The organism is Deferrivibrio sp. (genome assembly GCF_055117995.1).
Genome location: NZ_JBSQOT010000018.1, coordinates 1 through 25,732 on the forward strand (window position 1 = coordinate 1; position 25,732 = coordinate 25,732).

Consider the following 25,732-nt stretch of genomic DNA (forward strand, 5'->3'; position numbering starts at 1 on the left):
TTATTTACCTCCAACCTATGTATTTGGTGGAGGCATGTTAACATACACAGGTGGGGATTTTTAAGGGCCTTTTACTGGGGAATTATTTTACCTTTAACAACAAGAAATTGAAAAAATCCTCACACAAATAGACATCGCAGGAACAATCAAATGACTCACAAAAGGACAAGCCGATTACATTCTTCGGTTCAAGAGTCTTGAAGCACTCATAGACAGAATATTTGGATCAACAGCCGAAGATAAGTCTAATGTTCTCTCGGAACTTCTTCAGCAGGCAGACAAAAGACTAATGAACAATTCTTAAAGTATCTTCTTTTATAAAACAATAAATCATCTATCGGTCATTAGCTTTGATGATGCTGTTTTTTATCCTCTTATCAGGAATACACAATCAAAAAAAATAGTATCATTTTAAAATTTACAGTTTTTTCGTAAGGTAAAAAAATTGGGCTAATTTATTGATAATAAAAAATGCCCAGGGGCGGAATCGAACCACCGACACGAGGATTTTCAGTCCTCTGCTCTGCCGACTGAGCTACCTGGGCACACCAAAAAAGTGTCTGATGTATCTAATCGAAAAAGGGTTTCTTGTCAAGTATTTTTTGCCAATAATTCATTTTATGTATTTATCTATCACGTCAATCAGTTCGTCAATAATCGGTTCGCTGTTATCGCGCTTTATGGCATTTGTAACGCATGAATTTACATGATTTTTAAGTATAATCATCGCTACTTTATCCAGTGCCCTTTTTGTGGCATTTATTTGATTAATTATATCAATACAATATTTATCCTCATTCACCATATTTGATATTCCCCTTACCTGTCCTTCTATTTTTGCAAGTCTAATCAGAATACTCTTTTTTTTATCTTCACTTACCATAGCCCTTCCTTTTATTCTTCTATTCTTTCTAACCTGAGATTACTTAATTTTAACTTTTATTTTTCAAATTTGCAATTCTATTGACACTTTCTCTAATTTGTTTAATGTTTATGTATATTTCATTTATGGATAACATATGATTAAATCTTTTTTAGGTACTATCAGAGGAAAGTTGGTTTTTTTTATATCCTGTTTATTATTAGCCCAGCTTGCCGTATCTTTTCTTTCTTTTTACATTTTTGTATCTCAGTTTGTTCAGTCCACATCCGGTCAAAAAGCATTAAACCTTGCCATTGCTATTTCAAAAATGAAATCTGTAAACAATGCACTTTTAACCGGCAGTAATGATATTCAGAATAAAATCGAAAATATTCGAACATATACTGATGCTGCTTTTATCGTTGTCGCCAACAAAGATGGTATCCGCCTTACTCACCCTAACCCTGAAATGATTGGTAAGAAGTTTGTCGGTGGTGACTATTTTGACGCCATTAACAAGAAAAGAGCATATATTTCCTCATCAATTGGCACCCTTGGCCCATCTATAAGGGCATTTGCGCCTGTCATTAACAATAATGATGTTATCGGTTTTGTTTCTGTTGGCTACCTAAAAGAAACTATTTTTCATGTTATATTCAATTATATGTTAATCGGTCTGTTTTTTGTGTTTATGATGTTTATTGTTGCATTTACTGCCGTTATCTTTATTTCAAACCATATAAAAAAAATTACTTTAAACCTTGAGCCTAAAGAAATTGCTTCTTTATATATACAAAGGGAAACTATATTTAATTCTTTAAGGGAGGGGGTAATAGCCGTTGACAATGAATTAAATATTTATTTTGTTAATAATTCCGCTATCAGTATATTGGAGTCTATGAAAACAAGCTTAACAGATTTTATCAACAAGATTTCAAATAAATATTTTATCAATAATAAATTGATAGGTGATTATGTTAAAGATTTGGAGTTTGTTATTGGTGATTCGACACTGCTCTTGAATATTAGCAAGCTTGAATACAATAACATTGCTTCAGGTTTTGTTTTTTCTTTTAGAAGAAAAGATGAAATAGACGCTTTGAAGAATGAAATCCTTAGTTTGAAAAAGATGTCTGAAATTCTTAGAACCCAGAGCCATGAATATTCCAACAAGCTGCATATAATTGCGGGGTTAATCCAGCTTGGCGAATATGAAGAGGCTTCAAATCTTATCATTAGTGAATCAAGGCAATTTCAGTCTTTTATGAAATTTATTGATGAGAAGATCAATGACAAATATATTTCTGCTTTATTGATTAGCAAGATGAGCAAAGCCGGAGAAATAGGATGTAAATTATTGTTTAATGAAAACAGCACTGGCATTGCTTCACCAGTCAAAAATAGCGATATTCTTGTAACAGCTATCGGTAATATTATTGATAATGCAATTGAAGCTGCATCAAGTCATAATGGATTGAATGCTATTGTTGAATTAACTTTTAACTCCGATAAAGATTTCGTTGAAATTATTGTGGAGGATAACGGACCTGGTATTCAAAATACTGAGAAAATACTTGAATCAGGCTATTCTACCAAAGGGAGTAATAGAGGGCTTGGCCTTAGTATTGCCAAAAATATTTTTGACAGATTTAATGCTTCTGTTGATATTTCTTTTTCTAAAAAGTATAAAGGTGCAATGTTTAAGATATCTTTTAAAAATCAGGATGCTTTATGATCAAAGTGTTAATTATTGAAGATAATATTGAAATTGCAAGGCTTCATGAAAGATTTACCAATAAGGTTCCGGGCTTTGAAGTTGTTGGAATAGCCAATGACATCTCTTCTGCAAAGGAGATGCTTGAGATATTAAAGCCTGATTTAATCCTTCTGGATATATATTTTCCCGAAAAATCCGGCATTGATTTGCTCTGGGAAATAAGATCAAATCATATAAACACTGATATTATTATAATTACAGCTGCAAAAGATTCTGAAACTTTGCGAGAAGCAAAATTGGGCGGTGTTTTTGACTATATTATAAAGCCTGTAATTCTTGACAGATTTATTTCTACACTTGAAAACTATAAGTCATATTATAGTCAAATAAACAAAATTGATGTGGCTGACCAGGATGTTGTTGACAAAATCTTTAAAGTTGAGCTTACCTCTCCCCCTTTGCATAACGATACTCCTAAAGGTATTGATAAACTTACACTAAATAAAATCATTGAATTTTTGAATCATTACGGTGATGAAATAACTGCTTCCGAGCTTAAGGATAAAATTGGTGTCAGTCGTAATACTGCAAGACGATATCTTGAATATCTCCGGGAAATCGGAGTCATCGACGTCAATATCGATTATGGGACTATAGGTAGGCCTGAAAAAAAATATATCCTTGTGTGCAAAAAGTTCAAAAAGTAATTTATTTATTTTAAATTCTTTATTTCCATATTATTGCCATTTATCAATTAGTTAATATTATGCCTCCTATCAAATGACAGGAGGTACGTATGATACTATTTTTACAATTTTTATTCTTGTTGCTGATGCTTTACATTGGCAGCAGGTATGGCGGTATAGGTTTATCTGTAGTTTCTGGCCTTGGACTTATTATCGAAGTGTTTATCTTCCATATGCCCCCTTCATCACCACCAATTACTGTAATGCTTATCATTATGGCTGTTGTTACTTGTGCTTCGATACTTGAAGCTGCTGGCGGTTTGAAGTATATGCTTCAAATTGCTGAAAAAATTATTAGGTCCAATCCTAAATATATTGTTTTCCTTGGACCTATCACTACTTATCTTTTAACTTTTATGCTGGGCACAGGCCATGCTGTTTACTCTATTATGCCCATTATTGGCGACGTAGCACTAAAAAACAAAATAAGACCTGAAAGACCAATGGCTGCTGCATCTATTGCTTCTCAGCTTGGGATTACTGCAAGCCCTCTTTCAGCTGCTGTCGTTTATTATCTTTCCGAGCTTTCTAAAATTAACAGCAATATCACTCTTTTCTCAATTTTATCAGTAACTATACCAGCTACTTTTATTGGTCTACTTGCCATTTCACTTTATAGCCTAAAGCGTGGCAAGGAGCTTGATGATGATCCCGAGTTTCAAAGAAGACTTAATGACCCAATATGGAGAGAGAGAATACTTAACACTACACAAACTACTTTAGGTGAAAAATTGCCCAAATCAGCCGCTCAGTCTGTTTTAATCTTTGTCTTATCCATTGCAGTTATTGTTATAATTGCCCTATTTCCATCAATAAGAACTATAACAGAAGGTAGTAAGCCTCTTAGTATGGCAGTTATCATCCAGATGATTATGCTTGCTTTTGGTGGTATTATTTTGATCGTTACCAAAACAAAAGTTAATAAGGTACCTGAAGGTGTAGTGTTTAAGTCCGGTATGATTGCCGCTCTTGCCATTTACGGTATTGCGTGGATGAGCGATACTTACTTCAAATTTGCCATGCCACATTTCAAGGACACAATTACTGCTACTGTGCAGGCTTATCCATGGACTTTTGCGTTAGCTATGTTCATTGTTTCTGTAGTAGTTAATTCCCAGGCTGCAACATGTAAAATGATGCTCCCTGTAGGTCTTGGCTTAGGCTTAAATCCAGCTCTGTTAATCGGTATTATGCCATCATGTTATGGCTATTTCTTTATCCCTAATTATCCTTCTGATATTGCTACTGTTACCTTTGACATCTCAGGTACTACAAAGATTGGCAAATTTTACTTCAATCACAGTTTTATGATGCCTGGTCTTGTAGGGGTAGTTACCGCGTGTCTTGTTGGTTATTTTATAGCCGTTATATTATAAAAGGGCAGCTTATGCTGCCTTTTTATTTGCATCTTTCAAGCATTCTGTAATTTACATAAAAACATTTCGCTTCTCTGTCTACACGCCCGTCAGAAATATTTTTTATAGATGTCAGGAATTCGTTATCATTATTCATATATTTTATCATATCATGCGCTATATACTGATATATATCTGGATATTCTCCGTAGTAATTTTTGTACCCTTCCATAAAATCGTATCCCTCTCCAAATTTTGACGAATTAAGATATGTATATATTTTTACATTCCTAAAATAGGGGTAATAATCATTATCTAATATTTCGTCACCAACATAATCTGTTGCAATCACTATTTTAACATCTTGTGGATTTGCAGCCACATATCTTATGTAGGGTATCATTTTTTTTATTGCGTCATTATTGCCAATTCCAATGAATGTTACATTGTCGGGCAATATTGTATTTTCATTATAATCGTAAAATGTTGCATTGTTATTTGCCGGCACCACAACCACTCTGTCATACATATCTTTCAATCGTCCTGACTCATAATTTGAAAGCGCACTTTTTATTCCAAACAATTTAAGATTATCCAATATATATTTCCCCTCGTTTATTTGTCTGTCATTAACTACTATAAAAACATACTTTGAATTAAGGATGTAGTCGTCGATTGATGCCATATCAAGTAGAGGCCCATAATCAATACCAAAGTCGGTTATGTTATCATTTATTTTTAGCTTTGTTTTATCATTAATAACATATTCCGCCTCATTGCTGTCATCTACCAATTTTATGTCAAGCTTACCCTGTTCAATTGTGTATAACAATCCATTAATAATCTGGTAAGAATCTTTGTCTATAAAAAGAGCTTTTGTAGCAATTTGCTTTTCATCATCTTCGGTCGGTACTGCTATTTCCGTTGTTTTATTGTCAGTTACTTCTTCTTTTATTTCCGCTTTTATTGCATTTGCTTCCTTCTTATCCTCTTTGAAACAATCTTTAAAAGTATGAGCATCTTTTCCGCAAAAATAGTTTAGAAAATATCTGTACTCGCTCAAACTTTTATATTTGTCTGCTTCATTTATGTATTTTGCTCTTTCTTCATTATTATCCTTATATATTGCGCCTAACAAATAATTGTTCAGAACATAAATACCGGGATCTGAACTTTCTTCATTGTAGTATTTCTGAAGATATTTTTTTGATTTTTCTATCTCCCCTATTTTATAGTAATAACTTCCTATCAATACAGCGTATTTTCTTTTGTCCGGACTTCCCAGAAGAAGTCTTTCCAGTACTTTTAGATCCCTTTTATCCGCCTTTTTTATAGCATAAAATTTTGTTGAAACATCAAGAGTCGTATCAGTCAATATTTTTTTTTCTGCGCAGCCTGATATAATTAGCACTATTAAAATACAAATAGCTGCGTAAAATAGGCTCCTGTACCCTGATATTGTCATAAATAAGGCCTCTCTTTTTTATATATTTTATTGCTGTATTAATTTCGCTATCGATATTTTCCCCTTTATAAAAAAGGTAGGCAGTTGTTTCATGTGAAACATTTTTTGTAAGCCTTAATATTTCTTCTACCTTTCCAACACCTCTTGAAAATATAATATCACCTTTAATATCTTTAATATTTTCCACCCTGCTATTTACTACATACGCATTTTTAAGCCCAAGCTCAGCAATAAATTTTGCCACAAAATCGCATTTTTTCTTTACGCTGTCCACAAGGTAAAAGTTTTTATTCCTAAAATATATTGCAAGTATAATCCCCGGAAAACCGCCCCCTGTCCCTACATCTATACCTGTCTGAAAATCAGCATCCAAGTATTTGATAAAGTATATGCTGTCCAGGATATGCTTGAGATAGAAATCATCCTTTGCCGTTATCCTTGTAAGATTAATAGGGGTATCAGCTATCATTGAATAAAGTTTTTCAAAGAGGATATATTGTTCGGGGGTAAAAAATAAATATTTATTTAACACTTTTTCTTTCCCTTTCAATATATACATGAAGCAGCGAAACAGCAGCAGGAGTCATCCCTTGAATTCTTGAAGCCTGACCTAATGTTTTGGGTTGAATTGCAGTAAGTTTCTCCACATATTCTCTTCTCAGTCCAGGAATTTTATCAAAACACACCCATTCAGGTATACGTACATTTTCAAGAGTTTTTAATTTTTCCGCTTCTGAATATTGCTTTTTAATATAACCGTCATATTTAATTAAAATTTCAGCTTGTTCAGCAACCCTGCTATGATACTTGCCAAAATCAATATATTTACCAAGCGCTGTTATTTCAACATCAGGTCTTTTTAGTATATCAAAACAGGAAATCCCCTCATTAATTGAAATACCAAGCTCATTTAAATTTTTTAAATTATCCTCGTTTAGCTTAATTTTTGTGTTTTTCAACTCATCCAACAAACTGTCCAGGCTCAATTTTTCCTGAATAAATCTTTTATAGCGCATTTCACTTATAAGTCCAAATTGTCTGCCATATTCTATAAGTCTGTATTCGGCATTATCTTCCCTTAGAAGCAGTCTGTATTCCCCTCTTGAGTGAAAAACTCTGTAAGGTTCGTCAACCCCCTTGGTAACCAGGTCGTCAATCATAACCCCTATGTAGCTCTCATCTCTTCTCAATATAAACGGCTCCCTGTTGTCAAGAGACAAAACCGCATTGACTGCAGCAATAAATCCTTGGACAGCAGCTTCTTCGTAGCCCGTTGTTCCGTTAATTTGGCCTGCAAAATACAACCCCTTTATCAGTTTGGTTTCAAGAGTCGGATACAAATTGGTGGGCTGAACAAAGTCATATTCGATAGCATATGCAGGCCTTACAAACTCAACATTTTCCAAACCCTCAAGCGTCCGGTACATTTTATACTGAACATCTATTGGCAAAGATGATGAAAACCCGTTTGCATAATACTCCTTACATTCTAACCCCTCTGGCTCGAGGAATATCTGATGTCTGTTTTTGTCTGGAAATTTTTTCACTTTATCTTCAATTGATGGGCAATATCTTGGCCCTATCCCTTTTATTACACCAGCGTATAATGGTGAGCGATGTAAATTTTCCCTGATTATTTCGTGTGTTTTTTTATTTGTATAAGCAACATGACAGGGAAGTTGTGGCAGTCTTACCGAATCATTTTCAAATGAAAAAGGTCTTGGGTGAGTGTCGCCATATTGAACTTCAAGTTTCGAAAAATCAATAGAATCTGCGTGTAGTCTGGCCGGTGTTCCCGTTTTCAATCTATCAAGTTTGAATCCCAGTCGCTTTAAATTTTCTGCAAGGGCAATCGAAGGAAACTCATTCATTCTTCCTGCGCTGTATCTTTTCTCACCTATATGTATCAATCCATTTAAAAAAGTCCCTGAGCAAATTATTACTCGCTTACTTAAAAATACTGAGCCAAAATCAACCTCAACCCCCAATATTTGATTATTTTGCACAATAAGGTCAGTAACAACACCCTGCTTTACATCCAGCCCGGTCTGCTGCATTAAAACACTTAGCATCCTGTCACGATATAATTTCTTATCTGCCTGAGCCCTTGAGCTTCTGACAGCGGGACCTTTTTTGCTGTTTAATATTCTAAATTGTATACCTGTATCATCAATATTTTTGCCCATCTCGCCGCCAAGAGCATCAAGGTCTTTTACAAGATTACCCTTTGCAAGACCGCCTATCGCAGGATTACAACTCATTTGAGCAATAGTCTCAATATATATTGTTAAAAGCAATGTTTTTGCACCCATCCTTGCAGCTGCAAGCGCAGCCTCACACCCGGCATGGCCGGCGCCAATAACAATTACATCATATTTTTTATTGTATTCATACATAATTGACCCCTTGTTTCACGTGAAACTATTTTCCAATGCAAAATTTTGAAAAAATATTGTCCAATAATTCGTTTGTATATTTTTGACCGGTTATTTCAGTAATCTTTTCAAGACAGTCCTGCAAATCGATAGATATAAGATCGAGTTTATCAGTATCGAAATTGGAATATAAAGTCGACAAAGTGTTATATACATCCAGGAAAGCATTATAATGCCGTTCGGTAATTAAAAAAGTCTGATTTGACTTGTCAAAATCTGCGCCAACAGCCCTTTCATAAATAAGATCAGTAAGTTTGTCTATATTAATTTTTGATTTTGCTGAAATCAATACATCATAATCCATCTTGGCACAAATAGGTTTGTCACACTTATTTGCAACTTTTATAACATTTTCCCCCTTAACATCGTCCAAAAGATTTATATCCTCCGTTGACAAAGGATTGGAGGCATCAAAAACAAGAAGGACAATATCAGCTTCCTTAATACGCTTATAACTGAAACCAATGCCTGCAGATTCAATATCTGAGTCGGTATCTCTTAATCCTGCAGTATCAACAAATCTGACAGGCAAATCTTTTATCATAATTGTTTCTTCAATAAAATCACGGGTTGTGCCTGGAATATCTGAAACAATTGCCCTGTCCTCATTGAGAAGAGTATTAAGCAAAGAAGACTTGCCAACATTGGGTCTACCTGCGATTGCAACTGTGACACCATACTTGAAATACTTCATTTTATTAAATGTATCTATCATATAAGACAATTTATCTATTACAGATTTTAGCTGGTTTCTGCAGAAGACAATTTGTTCATCGTCAATATCTTCATCAGGAAAATCTACAAACACTTCGACAACAGAAAGCACATCTATGAGTTTATCTTTAAATTCAAGTATATCAGCCTTAAGATTTCCTTTAAGTTGCTCAAAAGATCTCATAACGGCATATTCACTTTTAGCGGAAATCAACTCATTCACAGCTTCAGCCTGAGATAAATCAAGCTTACCATTCAAAAAAGCCCTTTTTGTAAATTCACCTGGCTCGGCAAATCTAAAACCAAGTTTGATGAATTCATTAAATGCCATAGAAAGAATTTTTGGATTGCCATGAAAGGATATTTCCAAAATATCTTCTCCTGTATATGATTTGGGAGACTTGAAATAATATGCAATCACGTCATCCAATTCTTTGTTATTGTGAATAAATTTTAAATGATACACCCTTGCATGTTCAAATGCGGGTATACTGCCGTTTTTTTTTCTAAAAAGTTTAAAAGCTTTTACAGTATCTTTCCCTGATATACGAACAACTATAACTGCGCTGCTAACTACGGGCGTTATTGGAGCAAATATCGTATCCATTTACAGTAGGTTATTTCTCACTTTAAAAGATTTGAGAGTATTATACATAAGCATTGCAATAGTCATTGGACCAACGCCTCCGGGGACGGGAGTGATATAACTGCATTTATCAAAAATACCATCATAATCCACATCACCGACAAGTTTCCCTTCCAATCTATTTATACCAACATCTATTACCACAGCACCATCTTTCACAAAGTCCGCCGTGACAAATTTTGGAATCCCCACGGCCGCAACAATAATATCTGCATTTCTACACAAAGCTGGGATATCTTTTGTTCTTGAATGACAAATAGTTACAGTAGCATTTGCCTTAAGTAAAAGCGCTGCCATAGGCTTGCCCACTATATTGCTTCTCCCAATAACTACAGCATTTTTCCCGGAAAGTTCAATATTGTATTCTTCAAATATCTTCATAACGCCATAAGGTGTGCAAGGAAACAAAGTATCCTCACCTATATTTAGCAAACCAACATTTACAGGATGAAAACCGTCAACATCTTTTGATGGGTCAATTTTATATAAAACCTTTTTTTCATCAATCTGTTCAGGTAAAGGCAACTGTACAAGTATTCCGTCAATATTATCATTTTTATTCAAATCATCAATAAGATTTAAGAGCTCGTCAGTAGTCGTATTGCTGCCAAGTCTATATATCGATGAATTAAAACCTGCTTCAATGCAAGCTTTTTCCTTCATATTTACATATACCTGGCTTGCAGCATCATCCCCTACCAAAACAACTGAAAGACCTGGTTTTCGGCCCAACTTCTCCTTGAGCAGTGTAACCTCTCCGGCAATGTTGCTTCTAATCTTTTGTCCCAAAGCCTTCCCATCAATAATAGTCGTCATCTAATCCTCCTTGACAACGGCAATAGATATAATCTCATCATCACCTGTATTCATAAGTTTAACCCCCTGGGTATCACGACTTAAAACAGGTATCTCAGAAACACTTATTCTTATAATTTTACCACTTTTTACAATCAGCATAATATCATCTTCCATCTTAACCTGACGAGCACCTACCACAGGACCGGTTTTTTCATTTATTTTGGCAAGTTTAAGACCTTTTCCACCCCTATTTTGGATTCTGTAATCGGTCACAAGTGAACATTTACCAAAACCATTTGATGTAACAGTAAGGATAAATGGATGCCCTGAAATAACCTCCATAGACACCACTCTGTCATCTTTGCTTAATGTGATACCTCTCACCCCAACAGCATTTCTGCCCATTGGCCTTACATCCTGAGAAGAAAACTGCAAGGTCTTCCCCTTTTTTGTGGCAAGAATAATATTATCATCATCCGAAGTAAGCTCAGTACCGATTATCTCATCACCATCTTTTAATTTGATTGCAATCATTCCGCTTCGTCCACTCTTAAACTGTTCAACATCAACTTTTTTTACCGTACCATATTTAGTGCACATAAAAATATACTTATCTTTTGTGTTTTCACTTACAGAAATGGCTGAAGCAATATACTCTTCCGGTTCAAGGCTTAAAAGGTTTGCTATATGACGACCTCTTGTCCCTGGAGCTGACTCCGGCAGTTCGTAAGTTTTAAGAAAATGTATTCTCCCTTTGTTGGTAAAAAATAGCAATTTAGAATGATTAGTACTCAATATAAGGCTCTGTACAAAATCATCCCCTTTGCTCATTGTGGCACTTTTCCCTTTTCCTCCCCTTCTTTGGGACGTAAAAGAAGATAAAAGAGTCCTTTTTATATATCCGTTATGAGTGATAGTAACAACAGTTTCACTGTCAGGAATCAAGTCTTCTATAAATAACTCTTCCGCATCAGACTCAATAACCGTTTTTCTATCATCACCATACTTATCTTTAATCTCGATTAATTCCTCTCTAATAATGCCCATCAAGACACTGTGATTGGAAAGAATCGTTTTGTAATATTCTATATTCTTGAGAGTATTTTTATACTCCTCAATAAGTTTATCAATTTCAAGGCCGGTTAATTTTTGCAATCTCATTTCAAGAATAGCCTGAGCCTGAACATCGCTGAAATTAAACCTTTCTATAAGATTTGATTTTGCAGATTGAGTGTCTTTTGATGCCTTTATGATTTTTATAACTTCATCAATATTTTCAACAGCTGTTTTTAACCCTTCTAAAATATGAAGCCTTTCCTCGGCTTTTTTTAGCAGATATCTTGTGCGCCTTGTAACTACCACAACTCTGTGGTTCAAAAACTCTTCAAGAATCCTAAATAGTGACAGAGTCTGAGGCTTGCCATTGACAAGAGCTACCATATTAAAACCAAATGAAGTCTCTAACTGGGTAAACTTAAACAACTGATTCAAAATTACATCGGGTAATTCACCTTTTTTGATTTCAATTACAACCCTTATACCATCCCTATCTGATTCATCCCTGAGGTCGGTAATCCCCACAATTTTCTTATCTCTTACAAGCTCCGCAATCTTTTCAATAAGGCTTGCCTTATTTACAAGATAAGGAATCTCAGTAACAACTATCTGTTGCTTACCACTCTTAAATTCTTCAATCTCAGCTTTTGCCCTTACCTTTATGCTTCCTCTTCCGGTTATATATGCATTTCTAATATCATTTATCCCCATAATAATTCCGGCAGTAGGAAAATCAGGGCCTTTTACAATCCTAAAAATATCTTCATGGGAGTAATCGGGATTATCAATCATATATACAAGAGCATCAATAATTTCAGACAGATTATGCGGAGGGATATTTGTTGCCATACCAACAGCAATACCGCTTGTACCATTAATGATTAAATTCGGTATTTTTGTAGGTAAAACCACAGGCTCTACAAGCGAATTATCATAATTGGGTATAAAATCCACAGTTTCTTTATCAATATCCGCCAACATCTCCTCAGCAATTCTGGACATTCTGATTTCCGTATATCTCATTGCAGCTGCCGAGTCACCATCAACTGAACCAAAATTACCCTGTCCGTCAATGAGCTGATATCTCATAGAAAAATCCTGGGCAAGCCTTACTACTGTATCATAAACTGCAGCATCACCGTGAGGGTGGAATTTACCGATAACATCCCCTACAATTCTTGCTGATTTCTTAAAAGGTTTATTATGAGAAACACCCATTTCGTGCATAGCATACAATACCCTTCTATGCACAGGCTTTAAACCATCCCTCACATCAGGAAGAGCCCTTCCAACAATAACACTCATTGCATAATCAAGATAACTACCCTTGATTGAATCTTCTACACTTATATCAATAATACCTTTATTTTTTTCCATCTAAACCTCTACTAAATATCTATATTTTTGGCATTCAGCGCATTATTTTCAATAAATTCCCTTCTTGGGGCAACTATATCCCCCATCAAAAGAGAAAAAAGCTCATCCGCTTCTTCAGCATCGTTTATGGTAATACGATAAAGAGTCCTTCTTTCAGGGTCAACAGTAGTTTCCCAGAGCTGCTCCGGATTCATTTCCCCTAAACCTTTGTACCTCTGAATATTTAACCCTTTTTTACCTCTTGATTCCACAAAATCGACAAGACTTTTCAGATCACTAAAAACAATCTCTTCACCCTCAACCTTTACTCTTATATTTTCAGTTCCAACTTCCTTCACAAATTTTGATAATCTTTGAAGCTCCTTAAACTCAGGGCTACCTATAAAATCAGTATTAACAATGAAAATACCCTTTGAACCCTCAAGAATTATATTATATCTGCCATATTCAGGATTAAAATCGATATAGGATTTTTTGAAAATACTGAAAAGTTCTTTATCTTTAAGATAATTAAACAAGCTCTCAACAAATTCTTTTTCGTTTAAAGAGGAAGGTTTCAAATTATCGTACAAGGACAACTCATAAATGAGCTCAAAAGGCAATTCTCTTTTCTGATAGATAGTTAACAATTCAAAGTATTTAATGAGATTTTTAAAGATTTCATTGTATCTATGAGGCGACAGTGCATCTATTTCAACACCTTCAAGACCAAGCTCAAGGATAAAATCCTGCATTTCATGCTCATCATTGATGTACTTCTCTGTCTTCCCTTTTTTAACCTTATAAAGAGGTGGTCTTGCGACATATAAGTAACCTCTTTCAATTATTTCCCTCATATATCTAAAGAAAAATGTCATCAACAACGTGGAAATATGAGCACCATCCACATCCGCATCCGTCATAATGATAATTTTGTGATATCTTAATTTTTCAATATTAAAATCATCTTTGCCGATACCAGTCCCAAGGGCAGTAATTATATTTTTTATTTCATTATTTGATAATAATTTATCAAACCTTGCCTTTTCTACATTTAAAATTTTACCCTTAAGCGGCAAAATAGCCTGAAATCTTCTGTCTCTGCACTGCTTGGCCGAGCCACCAGCAGAATCACCCTCGACAATAAAAAGCTCCGACTTGGCAGGGTCTTTTTCCTGACAATCTGCAAGCTTTCCTGGTAACGTAGAAACCTCAAGTGCGCTCTTTCTTCGCGTAATCTCTTTAGCCTTTCTTGCAGCTTCCCTTGCCCTGTAGGCCTGAATCGCTTTATCAAGTATTTTCTTAACTATATTCGGATTTTCTTCAAGAAAATCAGGCAAATAACCGTTCATAACAGTTTCCACTGCAACCCTTGCCTGAGATGAACCAAGTTTACCTTTTGTCTGCCCTTCAAAAACAGGTTCATTCATCCTAACGGAAATAATTGCAGACAAACCTTCTCTCAAATCATCGCCGGTAAGATTAACCTTTTCCTTTAAAAGTCCATGTTTATTTATAAATGAATTAAAAACTTTTGTATATGAAGATTTAAAACCTGCCTCATGTGTACCGCCTTCAACAGTATGAATATTATTCACAAAAGATATTATATTTTCATTATATGTGTCGTTATATATAAACGCAATTTCCACAAAAATATTTTCGTGTGAGTTTTTTATATAAATTGGCTCATCAAGAAGAAGATTTTTTGCCCTATTCAAATATTTTAGATAACTGACAATCCCGCCTTCAGCAAAATATTCATTCTTTTTCCCCTGAAATTCATCATTTATAGTAATCCTTATTCCACTGTTTAAAAATGCGAGCTCTCTCAATCTTTTTGCAAGAATTTCATAAGAAAACTCTGTTGTCTCAAAAATTTCCGGATCAGGTTTGAAAGTTACCTTTGTACCGGTCTTATTTGTTGTACCTATTTTTTTAAATTCCTCAACAGGCACTCCACGCTCGTATCTTTGAAAATAAACACCACCATCTCGTTTTATAGTCACCTCAAGATACTCAGATAGTGCGTTTACAACACTAACCCCCACACCATGAAGACCACCGGAAGCATAATATGCCCCTGAATTAAACTTACCGCCAGCGTGAAGTGTGGTCATTACAACTTCAACGGTAGGTTTCTTTGCCACAGGGTGTTCGCCAACCGGTATCCCTCTACCGTTGTCCTCAACAGTAACACTTCCATCCACATGAAGAGTAACTTTGATATCATCACAATGCCCGGCGGTAGCCTCGTCAATTGAGTTGTCAACCACCTCATACACAAGATGATGAAGTCCCCTCTGATCAACAGAGCCAATATACATCCCCGGTCTTTGTCTAACCGGCTCAAGACCTTCTAAGACCTTAATACTTTCTTCATTATAATCTTTTCTATTTTCAGTCATATATCTCCCTATAATTTGATATTATTTGCATTTTTAAAGTACCTGTTTTCCACCCCGGTAACTATTACCTGATACTTTTCAAAAATAGACTTAAAAACACCAATTCTCTTACTATCAAGGCCAACCTCAAAATCATCTAAAACTAAGATTATACCATTTTTTCCCAAATCTTCAATAGAGAATAAAACAGATGCCAAAGTTAATAATGAAAATGTTTTTCTCTGACCAAAAGAAGCAAAATCTTCATAAAGTTTATCATTAAGATAGAAATAAATTTTATCAAGATGAGCTCCTGCAATTATTTTTTTCAAAAAAATTTCTCTTTGTAAAATATCTTTATCAATGTTGATTTGCTTAATTACTATTTTAAATTTTTCATCAGAAATAATATCCCCCAAATTTAAGGATAATTTAGCGTTAATAGCATCAGCCCATAATTTTCTGTACTTACTTATTTTGCCACTTAAAATAAATAGTTTATCATTAATTACAGCTAAATACTCCCTGTCAAACTTTTCAGATAACAATAGATTTTTTTTCATTTCAAGAAGTTTATTATAATTTTTTAAAAGTTCTATGTAATTGAAATCCGTATAAAATATTGCTCTATCAATAAAATTTCTTCTATCTCTCTGATTTTTGGACAAAATACCTTCATTTTCTGGGGAATATGTGAACAGTAATTTATCTTTGATATAATTTTCAGGATTTTCCTTGTTATTATTTACAAACAATTCTTTTTTTTTTGAATATTTAAATTTTATATCATATTTTTTGCCAGAGTTGTTTATTATTGAATTTAAATAAAAATATTCAGAGCCAAAATTGATAACTTTTTTTAAATTGTACTGCCTAAAACTTTTCAAAGTAAAAATCAGGGAGATTGCTTCAGCAACGCTTGTTTTTCCAGCGCCATTATCTCCCGAAATATAGTTTACCCTGTCAAACTCAAATATGCTGTCTTTATGATTCCTGAAATTAACTAACCTTAATTTTTCAAGTATCATCAAAACTGTTCAATAGTCAAAGGTACTATAAGGTACTTGTACCAATTATCTTGAGGTATTATTATAGCAGGACTTTTCCTTCCATTCATTTTTAATTCTACAAAATCGCTTTCTATGGCACTCAAAATTTCTATCAACTGTTTAGAATTGAAAATTATATCTAAATCTTCACCTTTGTAATCAATATTTTCGATATAATCATGCCCGAGACCGTATTCAGTTTCAAGGCTGTAAATAGATACTTTTCCATTGTTGAAAGATAAGACAACGCCATGGGTAATTTCACTTGTAATGGAAGAAACTCTCTTCAAAACTTCGATAAATTCATTTTTAGGTAATTTTGCAGAAACAGGATATTCCGTATTAAATAAAGTTGTGATACTTTTAATATATTTTTCTATGAGTTTGGAATAAATTTCGATATTTCCTACCTTGAAGACTATCTGTTTTCTGTCTGTTTCAATTTTTACAAGTTCGTCCTTTTCAAGGATTTTAATAAGCTCAATTACGGTTTTTTTAGGTATGTTTATTAAGAATTCATCGGAAAATTCTTCATCAAATTCGGTAAATGCCATTGCTATTCTTTGATAATCCGCTGCAGAAACTTCAAGTTTGTTTCCGTAAGCCTTGAAATGACAACCGCTATATTCGATTTTTGAGGTGTCGTTTGAAATACAGAAATATACCTTTTTTAAAATTGATTGAAGATTTTTTCCTGGTATTTCTATAAAATATTCAGGTGTTATTTCTCCAATAGTGGGAAATAGTTCAGGGCTTAAAGTGGAAAGATTAAAAGATGCTTTTCCGCTTTTTATCTTAAGTTTATGACCATCAAAACTGAAATCTACTACTGCAGACTGAGGTAATTCTTTTACTATATCAAGCAGTTTTTTACAGGGAACCGTTGTAATGCCTGTGCTTTCAACGGTAGCATCTATTTTGGATGTAAATGCGGTGTGTATGTTTGATGCTCTGATTGTCAATGCGTTTTCTTCAGCCTCTATTAATATATTTTGAAGTATTGAATTCAGGTTTTTGGAGCTCGTAAAATTTATTGCGTGGTTTAAGACTTCTTGAAGATCTTCTTTTACAATTTTTAGTTTCATCATTTCCTCCATTGGAAGATTAATAATATGTTTTTAAAAAGATAATCATAGTAATAATAGAGTATGTTTATATTGTTGACAAGTTAATTTTTCAATATTTTATAATGAGTTTCAAAAAAAATTTTATGTGTAAAACTTTGATTTGTTATCAACAATATCTAACAAAATTTTGGTAAAAATGGAAATAGCATATTAATATACAATTATTCAACAAATGTATCTAAATTTAACTTACTGATAGGAAAAAGAAAAAATTATTTATAAATTTGTTTGTTGATATTGCTTATAAGTGTTTTTAATTCAACATCTTTTTTTATTTTTGATTCTATTTGGGACAGGGAGTGCAAAACAGTTGAGTGGTCCCTTCCACCAAAAATTTCCCCTATTTCCTGAAGAGATATGTTTAGCTTATTTCGTAAGATATACATTGCAATCTGTCTTGGCAAAGATATGCTTTTTGTTCTTTTTTTGGATTTTAATTCGGACATTTTTACATTGAAATGAGTGCATATGGTTTCTACAATTGTATCCGGATTTATAATTTTATCCTTTTTGATAAGAAATCTGTCCAGGCATTTTTTTGCAAATTCTATACTCAAAGGCTCACTGTTGAATGATGCATATGCACTAAGCCTTATAAGTGCCCCTATAAGCTCCCTTACATTATCCCCCTTTAAATTTTCTGCCAGAAACAGGGCTAATTCATCACTCAAATATATCCCCATAATTTCAGCCCTTTTGAGAAGAATAGCAGTTTTTTCTTCAATATTGGGTGGTTGTATATCGGCAATTAAACCCCAGGCAAATCTACTGGTCAGCCTTTCTTCCATTTCAGGTATTTCATCAGGAGTTTTGTCGCTTGTTATAATAATCTGTTTTTGCTCATCATAAAGAGTGTTAAAAGTATAAAAAAACTCTTCCGTGCTTCTCGTTTTGCCTGCAAGAAACTGCACATCATCAAATAAAAGCACATCAATATTACGATATTTGTCTCTGAAAGTGTCCATAGATTTCGATTTCAAAGAATAAATCATCTCATTTGTAAAGCTTTCACTGCTGATATATAATATTTTGAGCTTTGGGAATGATTTTATCAGCTTATTTCCAATTGCATGCATAATATGAGTTTTCCCAAGACCAACACCACCGTATATAAAAAGTGGGTTATATGTATGAAAATATCCTTCTGCTACTGCAGATGCCGCAGAAAATGCAAACTGATTAGAGCTTCCCACAACAAAATTATCAAAAGTATATTGCTTGTTAAGGTTTGTTGAAAATTTTGGTATGTTGATTTCAGGATTTACATAAACAAGAGATTCATTGCTTTTAGCTTCAATGTTATTGTTTGATATTTCTATAGCGATATCAGCATCAATGGAAAGTTCCTCTACGAAAATTTTTTTTATGGTATTTAAATATTTGTCTTCAATCCAGTTTTTATAGAATCTGTTTGGGGCGCTCAATGTAATTAAATCGCCTCTCAACTCTTTGACTGACAATGGTTTAAGCCATGTTTCCACAACCTGCTCACCAAGTACTGGGCTTGCATATTTCAACACTTCGTCCCAGATTCTACCTTCAGCCATTTACCATCGCCTCATAACCTTCTTTGAGTAATTTTTGGAGTATTTCTTCAATATGTTCCCTTCCCTTTGTTTCAATATCAAAAACTACCTTAGTATAATTCACCGGAAGATTAAGGTCAAACCTATAATGCTTTATGTCTAAAATATTTGCCCCACACTTTGCAATAATATCTGTAACAGACGAGAGTGAACCAGGTATATCTTTTAGAATAATAGAAATTTGAGCAAATCTTCCAGTTGTGACAAGCCCTTTGTTGATAACTCTTGAAATAAGATTTACGTCAATATTTCCGCCGGAAACTACAAGTACGGTAGTTTTACCCGATACATCAATTTTGTTGGCCAAAACAGCTGCCAAAGGCACAGCTCCGGCACCTTCTACCACAAGCTTTGATTTTTCAATATACTGCAAAATTGCAAATGCAATTTCATTTTCAGAAACAGTGACAATTTGATCAACATTTTGTTTGCATATATTATACGTAATATCACCGACTTTTTTGACAGCAATCCCTTCTGCTATCGTGGATGAGCTTGAAAGGGTAACAAGGCTTTTTCTTAAAAAGGAGTAGTACATGCCGGCGGCATTTTCCGATTGGACGCCTATAACCTTTATTTTAGGGTTAAACGCTTTTACATAAGAAGAAATACCTGCAATTAGTCCTCCTCCTCCTATCGGGACAACTACCTGATCAATATCAGGATTTTCTTCTAAAACTTCAAGGGCAATTGTGCCCTGACCTGCGATAACATCTATGTCGTTGAAAGGGTGTATAAAATAATATCCTTTTTCCTCAGAAAGTTTTAATGCGTGCAAATATGCCTCATCATAACTGTTTCCATACAATACGACTTCTGCTCCATACCCCTTTGTATTTTGAACCTTCACAAGAGGCGTTTGTTTGGGCATAACTATGGTAGCTTTTATATCAAAAAGACTTGAGCCAAAAGCAACCCCCTGTGCATGATTACCTGCTGAAGCGGCGACGACCCCTACCTTGCACTTATCTGTATTGTTTAAAATAGAGCTGAGTGCGCCTCTTATTTTAAATGAGCCCGTCCTTTGAAGGTTTTCCAGCTTAAAATAGATGTCACCTTTGTAAATTTCAGAAAAATTGTTTGAATAATAAAGTGGCAGATGTTTTATATATTTTTCGATAAGCTTTTTTGCAACCTTTATCTTTTCCGTCAAGTTTGACTCCCTGTTAATAGTAAATTCCAATGATAACAAAAAATTTAGAATGAGTCATCATTTTTTTTAGATTGAATTATTTGTAAAATACAAATAATCTATATAAACAAAATAAAAGAGGTTGAAATATGGACAGATTGAAAAATGTTTCGCCATTTATAGTGATGGATATTATAAAAAGGACTAAAGAGCTTGATAATGTTATTCATTTTGAAGTAGGACAACCAGATTTGCCGCCATCTAAAAATGTAAAAAAAGCGCTTGAACATGTTGCCGAAAGTCTTGACTTTCCCTACACGGAAAGCCTTGGGATAAAACCGTTAAGAGAAAAGATAGCCGAATATTATAAGAAGTTTTACAATATTGATGTGCCAATAGAGAGAATACTCGTAACTCCGGGCACCTCAGGGGCATTTCTCATTGCATATGCAATCACCCTTAACAGCAAAGAAAAAATTGCCCTTACAGACCCATCTTATCCATGCTATAAAAATTTTTCATATATACTTGATATTGCGCCTGAATTTATTCCTGTTGACTCAACGACAAACTATGAAATGAGAGTTTGCCACTTAAAAAATATTTCCGGAATAAAAACAGTACAAATCTCTTCCCCTTCAAATCCTATTGGAAATATTTATTCAAACAATACGCTGAAAGAACTTATAGAATATTGTGACGATAAAGGGATCAATTTTATTTCAGACGAGATATACCATGGGCTTACATATACTGATGACAAAGTTTCAACAGCGCTTCAATTTTCTGAAAATGCAATAGTTATAAACGGATTTTCAAAATATTTTTGTATGCCTGGAATAAGACTTGGATGGATGGTTTTACCTCAGCACCTTGTGAGAAAGGCTGAAGTTTTGATGCAAAATCTTTTTATTTCCGCTTCAAGCATCAGCCAGGAGATAGGGGTATGTGCTTTTGATTACGACTATCTTGAAAAATGTAGGGGGATATTCAAGGAAAGAAGGGATTTTTTATATAGTGAATTGTCAAAACTTTTTAAAATAGACGTTGTGCCTGAAGGTGCATTTTACATCTGGGTAGACGTATCTGATTATACAAATGATTCTTTTGAGTTTGCAAAAGAGTTGCTTGAAAATATACAGGTAGCTGTCACTCCAGGTGTGGATTTTGGTAAAAATAATACAAACAGATATATAAGATTTGCCTACACAAGAAATATAGAGCATATGAAAGAGGGTATAAACAGGATTGCCCAATATTTAAAAAATAGAAAATAATATGTCTGCCTTTTTAACTGCTTCCGAAAAAAAGATGTTTGTAATGCTCATGCTCCTTACTGTGGCCTCTTTTACCGGGCTGCAGGGGTGGATGACACTTTTTAATAATTTTGCTGTGGAAAGGGCAAATTTTGACGGTTTTGATATGGGGTTTACTCAATCTGTACGGGAAATTCCAGGTTTTCTTGCCCTATTGGTTGTTTATCTTTTGATTTTTATAAAAGAACACAGACTGGCGGTTTTATCAATATTAATACTTGGCATCGGTATATTTTTGACGGGGCTATTCCCGACACTTGCAGGAGTTGCCATAACGACACTTATTATGTCTTTTGGATTTCATTATTATGAAACAGTAAATCAATCTCTGACATTGCAATATTTCGAAAAATCAAAATCCCCACTTGTTTTTGGAAGACTACGTTCCATTGCCGCCATCACAAGCATAGTCACGGGGGTTATCGTTTATTTGCTTACAAAATATTTTGACTACAAAGCATCTTACATGATTTTAGGCAGCTTTGTGGTTTTAATAGCAATTACAGCATCATTTATAGACCCTGTGGATTCAACAAAACCTGTTCAGACTAAAAAGATGATTTTTAGGAAAAAGTATTGGTTGTTTTATTTGCTTACATTTCTCGCCGGGGCAAGAAGACAAATATTTACAGCGTTTTCTGTTTTTTTGCTGGTTAAAAAGTTTCAGTACTCTGTTCAGACTGTGGCCATTTTATTCTTTTTGAATAATTTTATCAATTTTATTATAAGCCCAATGATCGGCAGATATATCAATCGATTTGGTGAGAGAAAAATGCTTTCTCTTGAATATTTTTCCCTGATTTTCATTTTTCTGGGCTATGCATATACCAATAGCCCTTTAATGGCAGGCGTGCTTTATATTCTGGATCATATTTTTTTCAATTTTTCAATAGCCATAAAAACATTTTTTCAAAAAATAGCGGATGAAAAAGATATAGCCTCCAGTATGGCAGTAGGTTTTACTATAAACCATATTGCTGCTGTTTTTTTGCCGGTCCTGGGAGGAATGTTATGGCTTATTAACTACAAAATTCCGTTTGTAGCTGGTGCTTTTTTAAGCCTGGCTTCGCTTTTGTCGGTACAGTTTATTAAGAGGTATGAAGAATCATGATTATTTCTGTGGGCAACATAACAATGGGGGGGACAGGCAAGACCCCTTTTGTAATGATGATAGGTGAATATTTTTTATCAAAAGGGAATAAAGTGTGTGTTTTGTCAAGAGGCTATAAAGGGCAAATCGGATATGAAACAAATGTCCTGTCAGATGGAGAAAAAATATATTTTATCCCACCTCTGGCAGCGGATGAGCCATATCTTATAGCTTCAAGACTTAAGTCTGCAGTAGTTATTACAGGTAAGGACAGGACAAAGGGGTATGAAATAGGGCTTAAAAGATATCATTGTGATACATTTATTTTAGATGACGGATTTCAGCATAAAAGGATGAAAAGGGATGTAGATATATTATTGCTTGACCACAACAATCCACTATCAACCGGGCTTGTCTTCCCATTTGGCTATTTGAGAGAGTTCCCTTCGGCAATAAAAAGAGCAGATATAGTTGTTTTCAACAAGGCAGAGGAAGAAAAAATCCCTGACAGAGTGCATAAATTTATCAAGGGAAAGCCCGTATTTTTCTCAAACTACATACTTAAAGGTTTTTTTAGTGCGAACAAAAACATAACCAACAAAGAGATTGCAACTGAAAAATGTGTGGCCTTCAGCGGAATTGCAAATAATCGTCTTTTTTTCAGAATGCTTGAAAGAAATGGTATTAACCTTACAAAAACGTATAGTTTTAAAGACCATCATATTTACTCTGAGCCTGAGATAGAGAATATTGTTAAGAAATCAAACGGGCAAATTATCATAACTACCGAAAAAGACTTTGTAAAAATACCTGACAAATACGCAAATAGTATTTATTTTGCAAAAATTCAAGTAAAGATGAATGATTATGAACACTTTTTCAAAACCATTGAAGAGGTCTATAAAAAAAAGCAGCCTGTGTAGGCTGCTTTTTTACATTTCTACTGAAAATTCAATTGTATCAAACCAGAAGCCGTCACCTCTGATAGAATCAAGCTCAGCCTGAATAATGGCATAGTGCTTTGATTCCACATCAGCAAGTTTTTCAAAAAATTCTTTCACTTTTGGATCGGTAGCTGCCGCAGCTTCCGCCTTATAAAACTCCATTGCCTTTTTTTCATGTTCAAGAGCAATTTTTAAAGCCTCTTCGTCGCCAATATCTGCCCTGTCAACAGGCTGTAGACTTGCATCTTTGATATTGGGCATAAACTTTGAAAGACGCCCTTTAGGGACATTAACAGCCTCAATAGGTTGCCCTGCCAATATTTTTTCCCTGAAATTTTCAATTAATTCCATATGATCAACTTCATCTGCTGCAAGCTGGATGAACATATCTTTACCAACACCAACTTTGGTTTTTCTTGCATATTTCAGGTAACTTCTTAAGCCTTCCTTTTCTGCCTCATAAGCAAGCTTTAATGCTTCCAACAATCTTTCTGCCATAAATTCCCCCTTATTTTGAATTGTTATTTAATTATATCTTTTTTTGAAAAATTTACAATAAATATTGAAATAATATTATTAATAAACTAAATAGAAAGTTAATTTATACTCCGGGAGGTAAAGTATGAACCCAATTGCAGTTGAGCTTAACGAGCTTATCAAAAAAGATAATCCGAAAGTGTATGAAATGTTGTCAGATTTGGGCAAAAGCCTTTTTATGCCAAAGGGTATTTTAACTCAGTCGGCAGAGGCAAAAGAGAAGGCATATAAATTTAATGCCACAATAGGCACAGCTACCGAAAATGGCAAGCCTATGTATCTTGACTGTATTTATGAGGGTCTTAAAGCATTCGACCCCAAAGACCTTTTTCCATACGCGCCTGCAACCGGCAAACCGGAACTCAGGGCAAAATGGAAAGAAAAAATGCTCAAAGAAAATCCTGCCATGAATGGGAAATATATTAGTACCCCTATTGTTACAAATGCTCTTACTCACGGGTTGAGCATTGTTGCCGATATGTTTATGGACAATGGGGATTATGTAGTTATGCCTGATATGTTTTGGGGCAACTACAGATTGACATTTTCTGTGAGAAGAGGGGCTGAGATAAGCACTTTCAACACATTTACAGATGACGGAAAATTTGATGTAAATGCGCTTCTTGAAAAGGTAAAAGAATGTGCCAAAATTAAAGATAAGGTTATTATAATCTTAAATTTTCCAAACAACCCGGCAGGCTATATGCCAACTGTTGATGAAGGCAAAGCAATAGCAGACGGCTTGATAGAAATTGCAAATTCAGGAACAAAGCTTGTGGTGGTTACTGATGATGCATATTTTGGACTTTTTTATGAAGATAGTATGACAGAATCACTCTTCGGATATCTTGCAGGCGAGAGTGACAATCTTCTTGCCGTAAAACTTGATGGTGCTACAAAAGAGGAATATGTTTGGGGTTTCAGGGTAGGATTTATTACTTTTGGTTCAACAAATAATACACCTCAGGCAAACCTTCTTGGGGCTCTTGAAAAGAAGGTGGCCGGTCTCATAAGAGGTACCATTTCAAATTGTCCTCATCCATCCCAGACGTTTGTACTCAAGGCCCTTGAACATCCTAATTTCTATGCTGACAAACAGAAAAAATATGAAATCATGAAGGCAAGAGGGCTTAAAGTAAAGGAAGTGCTAAATAATTCGGACTACAGTGATGAATTTACATATTATCCTTTTAACTCCGGTTACTTTATGTGCCTAAAGCTTAAAAATGTTGACGCTGAAACCTTAAGGGTTCATTTGCTTGAAAAATATGGCGTTGGAACTATTTCAGTAAATAAATCAGATTTAAGAATTGCATTTTCATGTATTGAAGTTGAACAGGTGCAAGAATTGTTTGATATCATTTATAAAGGCTGCAAAGATTTGGCCTGAAAATAAAGGGAGCCTCTGCTCCCT

At 34.4% G+C, this 25,732-nt stretch carries 20 protein-coding genes and 1 tRNA gene; 7 read left to right on the top strand and 14 right to left on the bottom strand.

The window, feature by feature from the left end; translation table 11 throughout:
* Positions 1-472 precede the first annotated feature (472 nt).
* Together ACTCAF_RS06345 and ACTCAF_RS06350 are read right to left on the bottom strand one after the other, a co-directional pair.
* A tRNA-Phe gene (locus ACTCAF_RS06345) sits at positions 473-545 on the bottom strand.
* A gap of 68 nt (positions 546-613) precedes the next feature.
* Positions 614-883 (bottom strand): metal-sensitive transcriptional regulator, encoded by a 270-nt coding sequence (locus ACTCAF_RS06350; RefSeq protein WP_463062455.1) that lies wholly within the window; start codon positions 881-883, stop codon positions 614-616.
* A 136-nt stretch (positions 884-1,019) separates the two neighbouring features.
* Between ACTCAF_RS06350 and ACTCAF_RS06355 the strand changes: the two genes are divergently transcribed.
* From ACTCAF_RS06355 to ACTCAF_RS06365, 3 genes are all read left to right on the top strand, one after another.
* Positions 1,020-2,597 carry an ATP-binding protein gene (locus tag ACTCAF_RS06355; protein ID WP_463062456.1) on the top strand — a complete coding sequence of 526 codons (1,578 nt, stop codon included), beginning with the start codon at positions 1,020-1,022 and terminating at the stop codon, positions 2,595-2,597.
* The gene (locus ACTCAF_RS06360; RefSeq protein WP_463062457.1) at positions 2,594-3,286 is read left to right on the top strand and encodes a response regulator; all 693 of its coding nucleotides are present in this window, start codon (positions 2,594-2,596) and stop codon (positions 3,284-3,286) included. The genes ACTCAF_RS06355 and ACTCAF_RS06360 overlap by 4 nt, the downstream gene beginning before the upstream one ends.
* Before the next feature lie 92 nt (positions 3,287-3,378).
* A complete protein-coding gene (locus tag ACTCAF_RS06365; protein WP_463062486.1) occupies positions 3,379-4,701 on the top strand; it encodes an anaerobic C4-dicarboxylate transporter in 1,323 nt (440 codons plus the stop codon).
* A gap of 22 nt (positions 4,702-4,723) precedes the next feature.
* Here ACTCAF_RS06365 and ACTCAF_RS06370 read toward each other — a convergent pair whose 3' ends face one another.
* The 11 genes from ACTCAF_RS06370 to ilvA all read right to left on the bottom strand — a co-directional run bounded on the left by ACTCAF_RS06370 (position 4,724) and on the right by ilvA (position 20,452).
* Positions 4,724-6,091 (bottom strand): hypothetical protein, encoded by a 1,368-nt coding sequence (locus ACTCAF_RS06370; protein WP_463062458.1) that lies wholly within the window; start codon positions 6,089-6,091, stop codon positions 4,724-4,726.
* Positions 6,048-6,614, bottom strand: a complete 567-nt coding sequence (gene rsmG / locus ACTCAF_RS06375; RefSeq protein ID WP_463062459.1) for a 16S rRNA (guanine(527)-N(7))-methyltransferase RsmG — start codon at positions 6,612-6,614, stop codon at positions 6,048-6,050. Before rsmG ends, ACTCAF_RS06370 begins: the two co-directional genes overlap by 44 nt.
* Before the next feature lie 52 nt (positions 6,615-6,666).
* Positions 6,667-8,541 (bottom strand): tRNA uridine-5-carboxymethylaminomethyl(34) synthesis enzyme MnmG, encoded by a 1,875-nt coding sequence (gene mnmG / locus ACTCAF_RS06380; protein ID WP_463062460.1) that lies wholly within the window; start codon positions 8,539-8,541, stop codon positions 6,667-6,669.
* A gap of 25 nt (positions 8,542-8,566) precedes the next feature.
* Positions 8,567-9,901, bottom strand: coding sequence for a tRNA uridine-5-carboxymethylaminomethyl(34) synthesis GTPase MnmE (gene mnmE / locus ACTCAF_RS06385; RefSeq protein ID WP_463062461.1), 1,335 nt, complete (start codon positions 9,899-9,901; stop codon positions 8,567-8,569).
* Positions 9,902-10,756, bottom strand: a complete 855-nt coding sequence (gene folD / locus ACTCAF_RS06390) for a bifunctional methylenetetrahydrofolate dehydrogenase/methenyltetrahydrofolate cyclohydrolase FolD (RefSeq protein ID WP_463062462.1) — start codon at positions 10,754-10,756, stop codon at positions 9,902-9,904.
* The gene (gene gyrA, locus ACTCAF_RS06395) at positions 10,757-13,171 is read right to left on the bottom strand and encodes a DNA gyrase subunit A (protein ID WP_463062463.1); all 2,415 of its coding nucleotides are present in this window, start codon (positions 13,169-13,171) and stop codon (positions 10,757-10,759) included.
* Positions 13,172-13,182: 11 nt separating this feature from the next.
* Complete coding sequence (gene gyrB / locus ACTCAF_RS06400) at positions 13,183-15,558, bottom strand: DNA topoisomerase (ATP-hydrolyzing) subunit B (protein WP_463062464.1); 2,376 nt, start codon at positions 15,556-15,558, stop codon at positions 13,183-13,185.
* 8 nt (positions 15,559-15,566) lie between these two features.
* Complete coding sequence (gene recF / locus ACTCAF_RS06405; protein WP_463062465.1) at positions 15,567-16,565, bottom strand: DNA replication/repair protein RecF; 999 nt, start codon at positions 16,563-16,565, stop codon at positions 15,567-15,569.
* Complete coding sequence (dnaN, locus tag ACTCAF_RS06410; RefSeq protein ID WP_463062466.1) at positions 16,565-17,671, bottom strand: DNA polymerase III subunit beta; 1,107 nt, start codon at positions 17,669-17,671, stop codon at positions 16,565-16,567. The genes recF and dnaN overlap by 1 nt, the downstream gene beginning before the upstream one ends.
* Positions 17,672-17,925: 254 nt before the next feature.
* Positions 17,926-19,260: a chromosomal replication initiator protein DnaA gene (dnaA, locus tag ACTCAF_RS06415; protein ID WP_463062467.1), complete on the bottom strand. Its 1,335-nt coding sequence runs from the start codon at positions 19,258-19,260 to the stop codon at positions 17,926-17,928.
* On the bottom strand, positions 19,253-20,452 hold the full coding sequence (ilvA, locus tag ACTCAF_RS06420; protein ID WP_463062468.1) for a threonine ammonia-lyase: 1,200 nt from the start codon (positions 20,450-20,452) through the stop codon (positions 19,253-19,255). The genes dnaA and ilvA overlap by 8 nt, the downstream gene beginning before the upstream one ends.
* Before the next feature lie 128 nt (positions 20,453-20,580).
* Between ilvA and ACTCAF_RS06425 the strand changes: the two genes are divergently transcribed.
* The 3 genes from ACTCAF_RS06425 to lpxK are packed head-to-tail and all read left to right on the top strand — an operon-like array spanning position 20,581 to position 23,760.
* The gene (locus ACTCAF_RS06425) at positions 20,581-21,708 is read left to right on the top strand and encodes an aminotransferase class I/II-fold pyridoxal phosphate-dependent enzyme (protein ID WP_463062469.1); all 1,128 of its coding nucleotides are present in this window, start codon (positions 20,581-20,583) and stop codon (positions 21,706-21,708) included.
* 1 nt (position 21,709) lies between these two features.
* Positions 21,710-22,858 carry an MFS transporter gene (locus ACTCAF_RS06430; protein WP_463062470.1) on the top strand — a complete coding sequence of 383 codons (1,149 nt, stop codon included), beginning with the start codon at positions 21,710-21,712 and terminating at the stop codon, positions 22,856-22,858.
* Positions 22,855-23,760, top strand: coding sequence for a tetraacyldisaccharide 4'-kinase (lpxK, locus tag ACTCAF_RS06435; RefSeq protein WP_463062471.1), 906 nt, complete (start codon positions 22,855-22,857; stop codon positions 23,758-23,760). The genes ACTCAF_RS06430 and lpxK overlap by 4 nt, the downstream gene beginning before the upstream one ends.
* Positions 23,761-23,769: 9 nt before the next feature.
* Here lpxK and ACTCAF_RS06440 read toward each other — a convergent pair whose 3' ends face one another.
* Complete coding sequence (locus tag ACTCAF_RS06440) at positions 23,770-24,279, bottom strand: ferritin family protein (protein WP_463062472.1); 510 nt, start codon at positions 24,277-24,279, stop codon at positions 23,770-23,772.
* A gap of 124 nt (positions 24,280-24,403) precedes the next feature.
* Between ACTCAF_RS06440 and ACTCAF_RS06445 the strand changes: the two genes are divergently transcribed.
* Positions 24,404-25,708, top strand: coding sequence for an aminotransferase class I/II-fold pyridoxal phosphate-dependent enzyme (locus ACTCAF_RS06445; RefSeq protein ID WP_463062473.1), 1,305 nt, complete (start codon positions 24,404-24,406; stop codon positions 25,706-25,708).
* Positions 25,709-25,732: the final 24 nt, after the last annotated feature.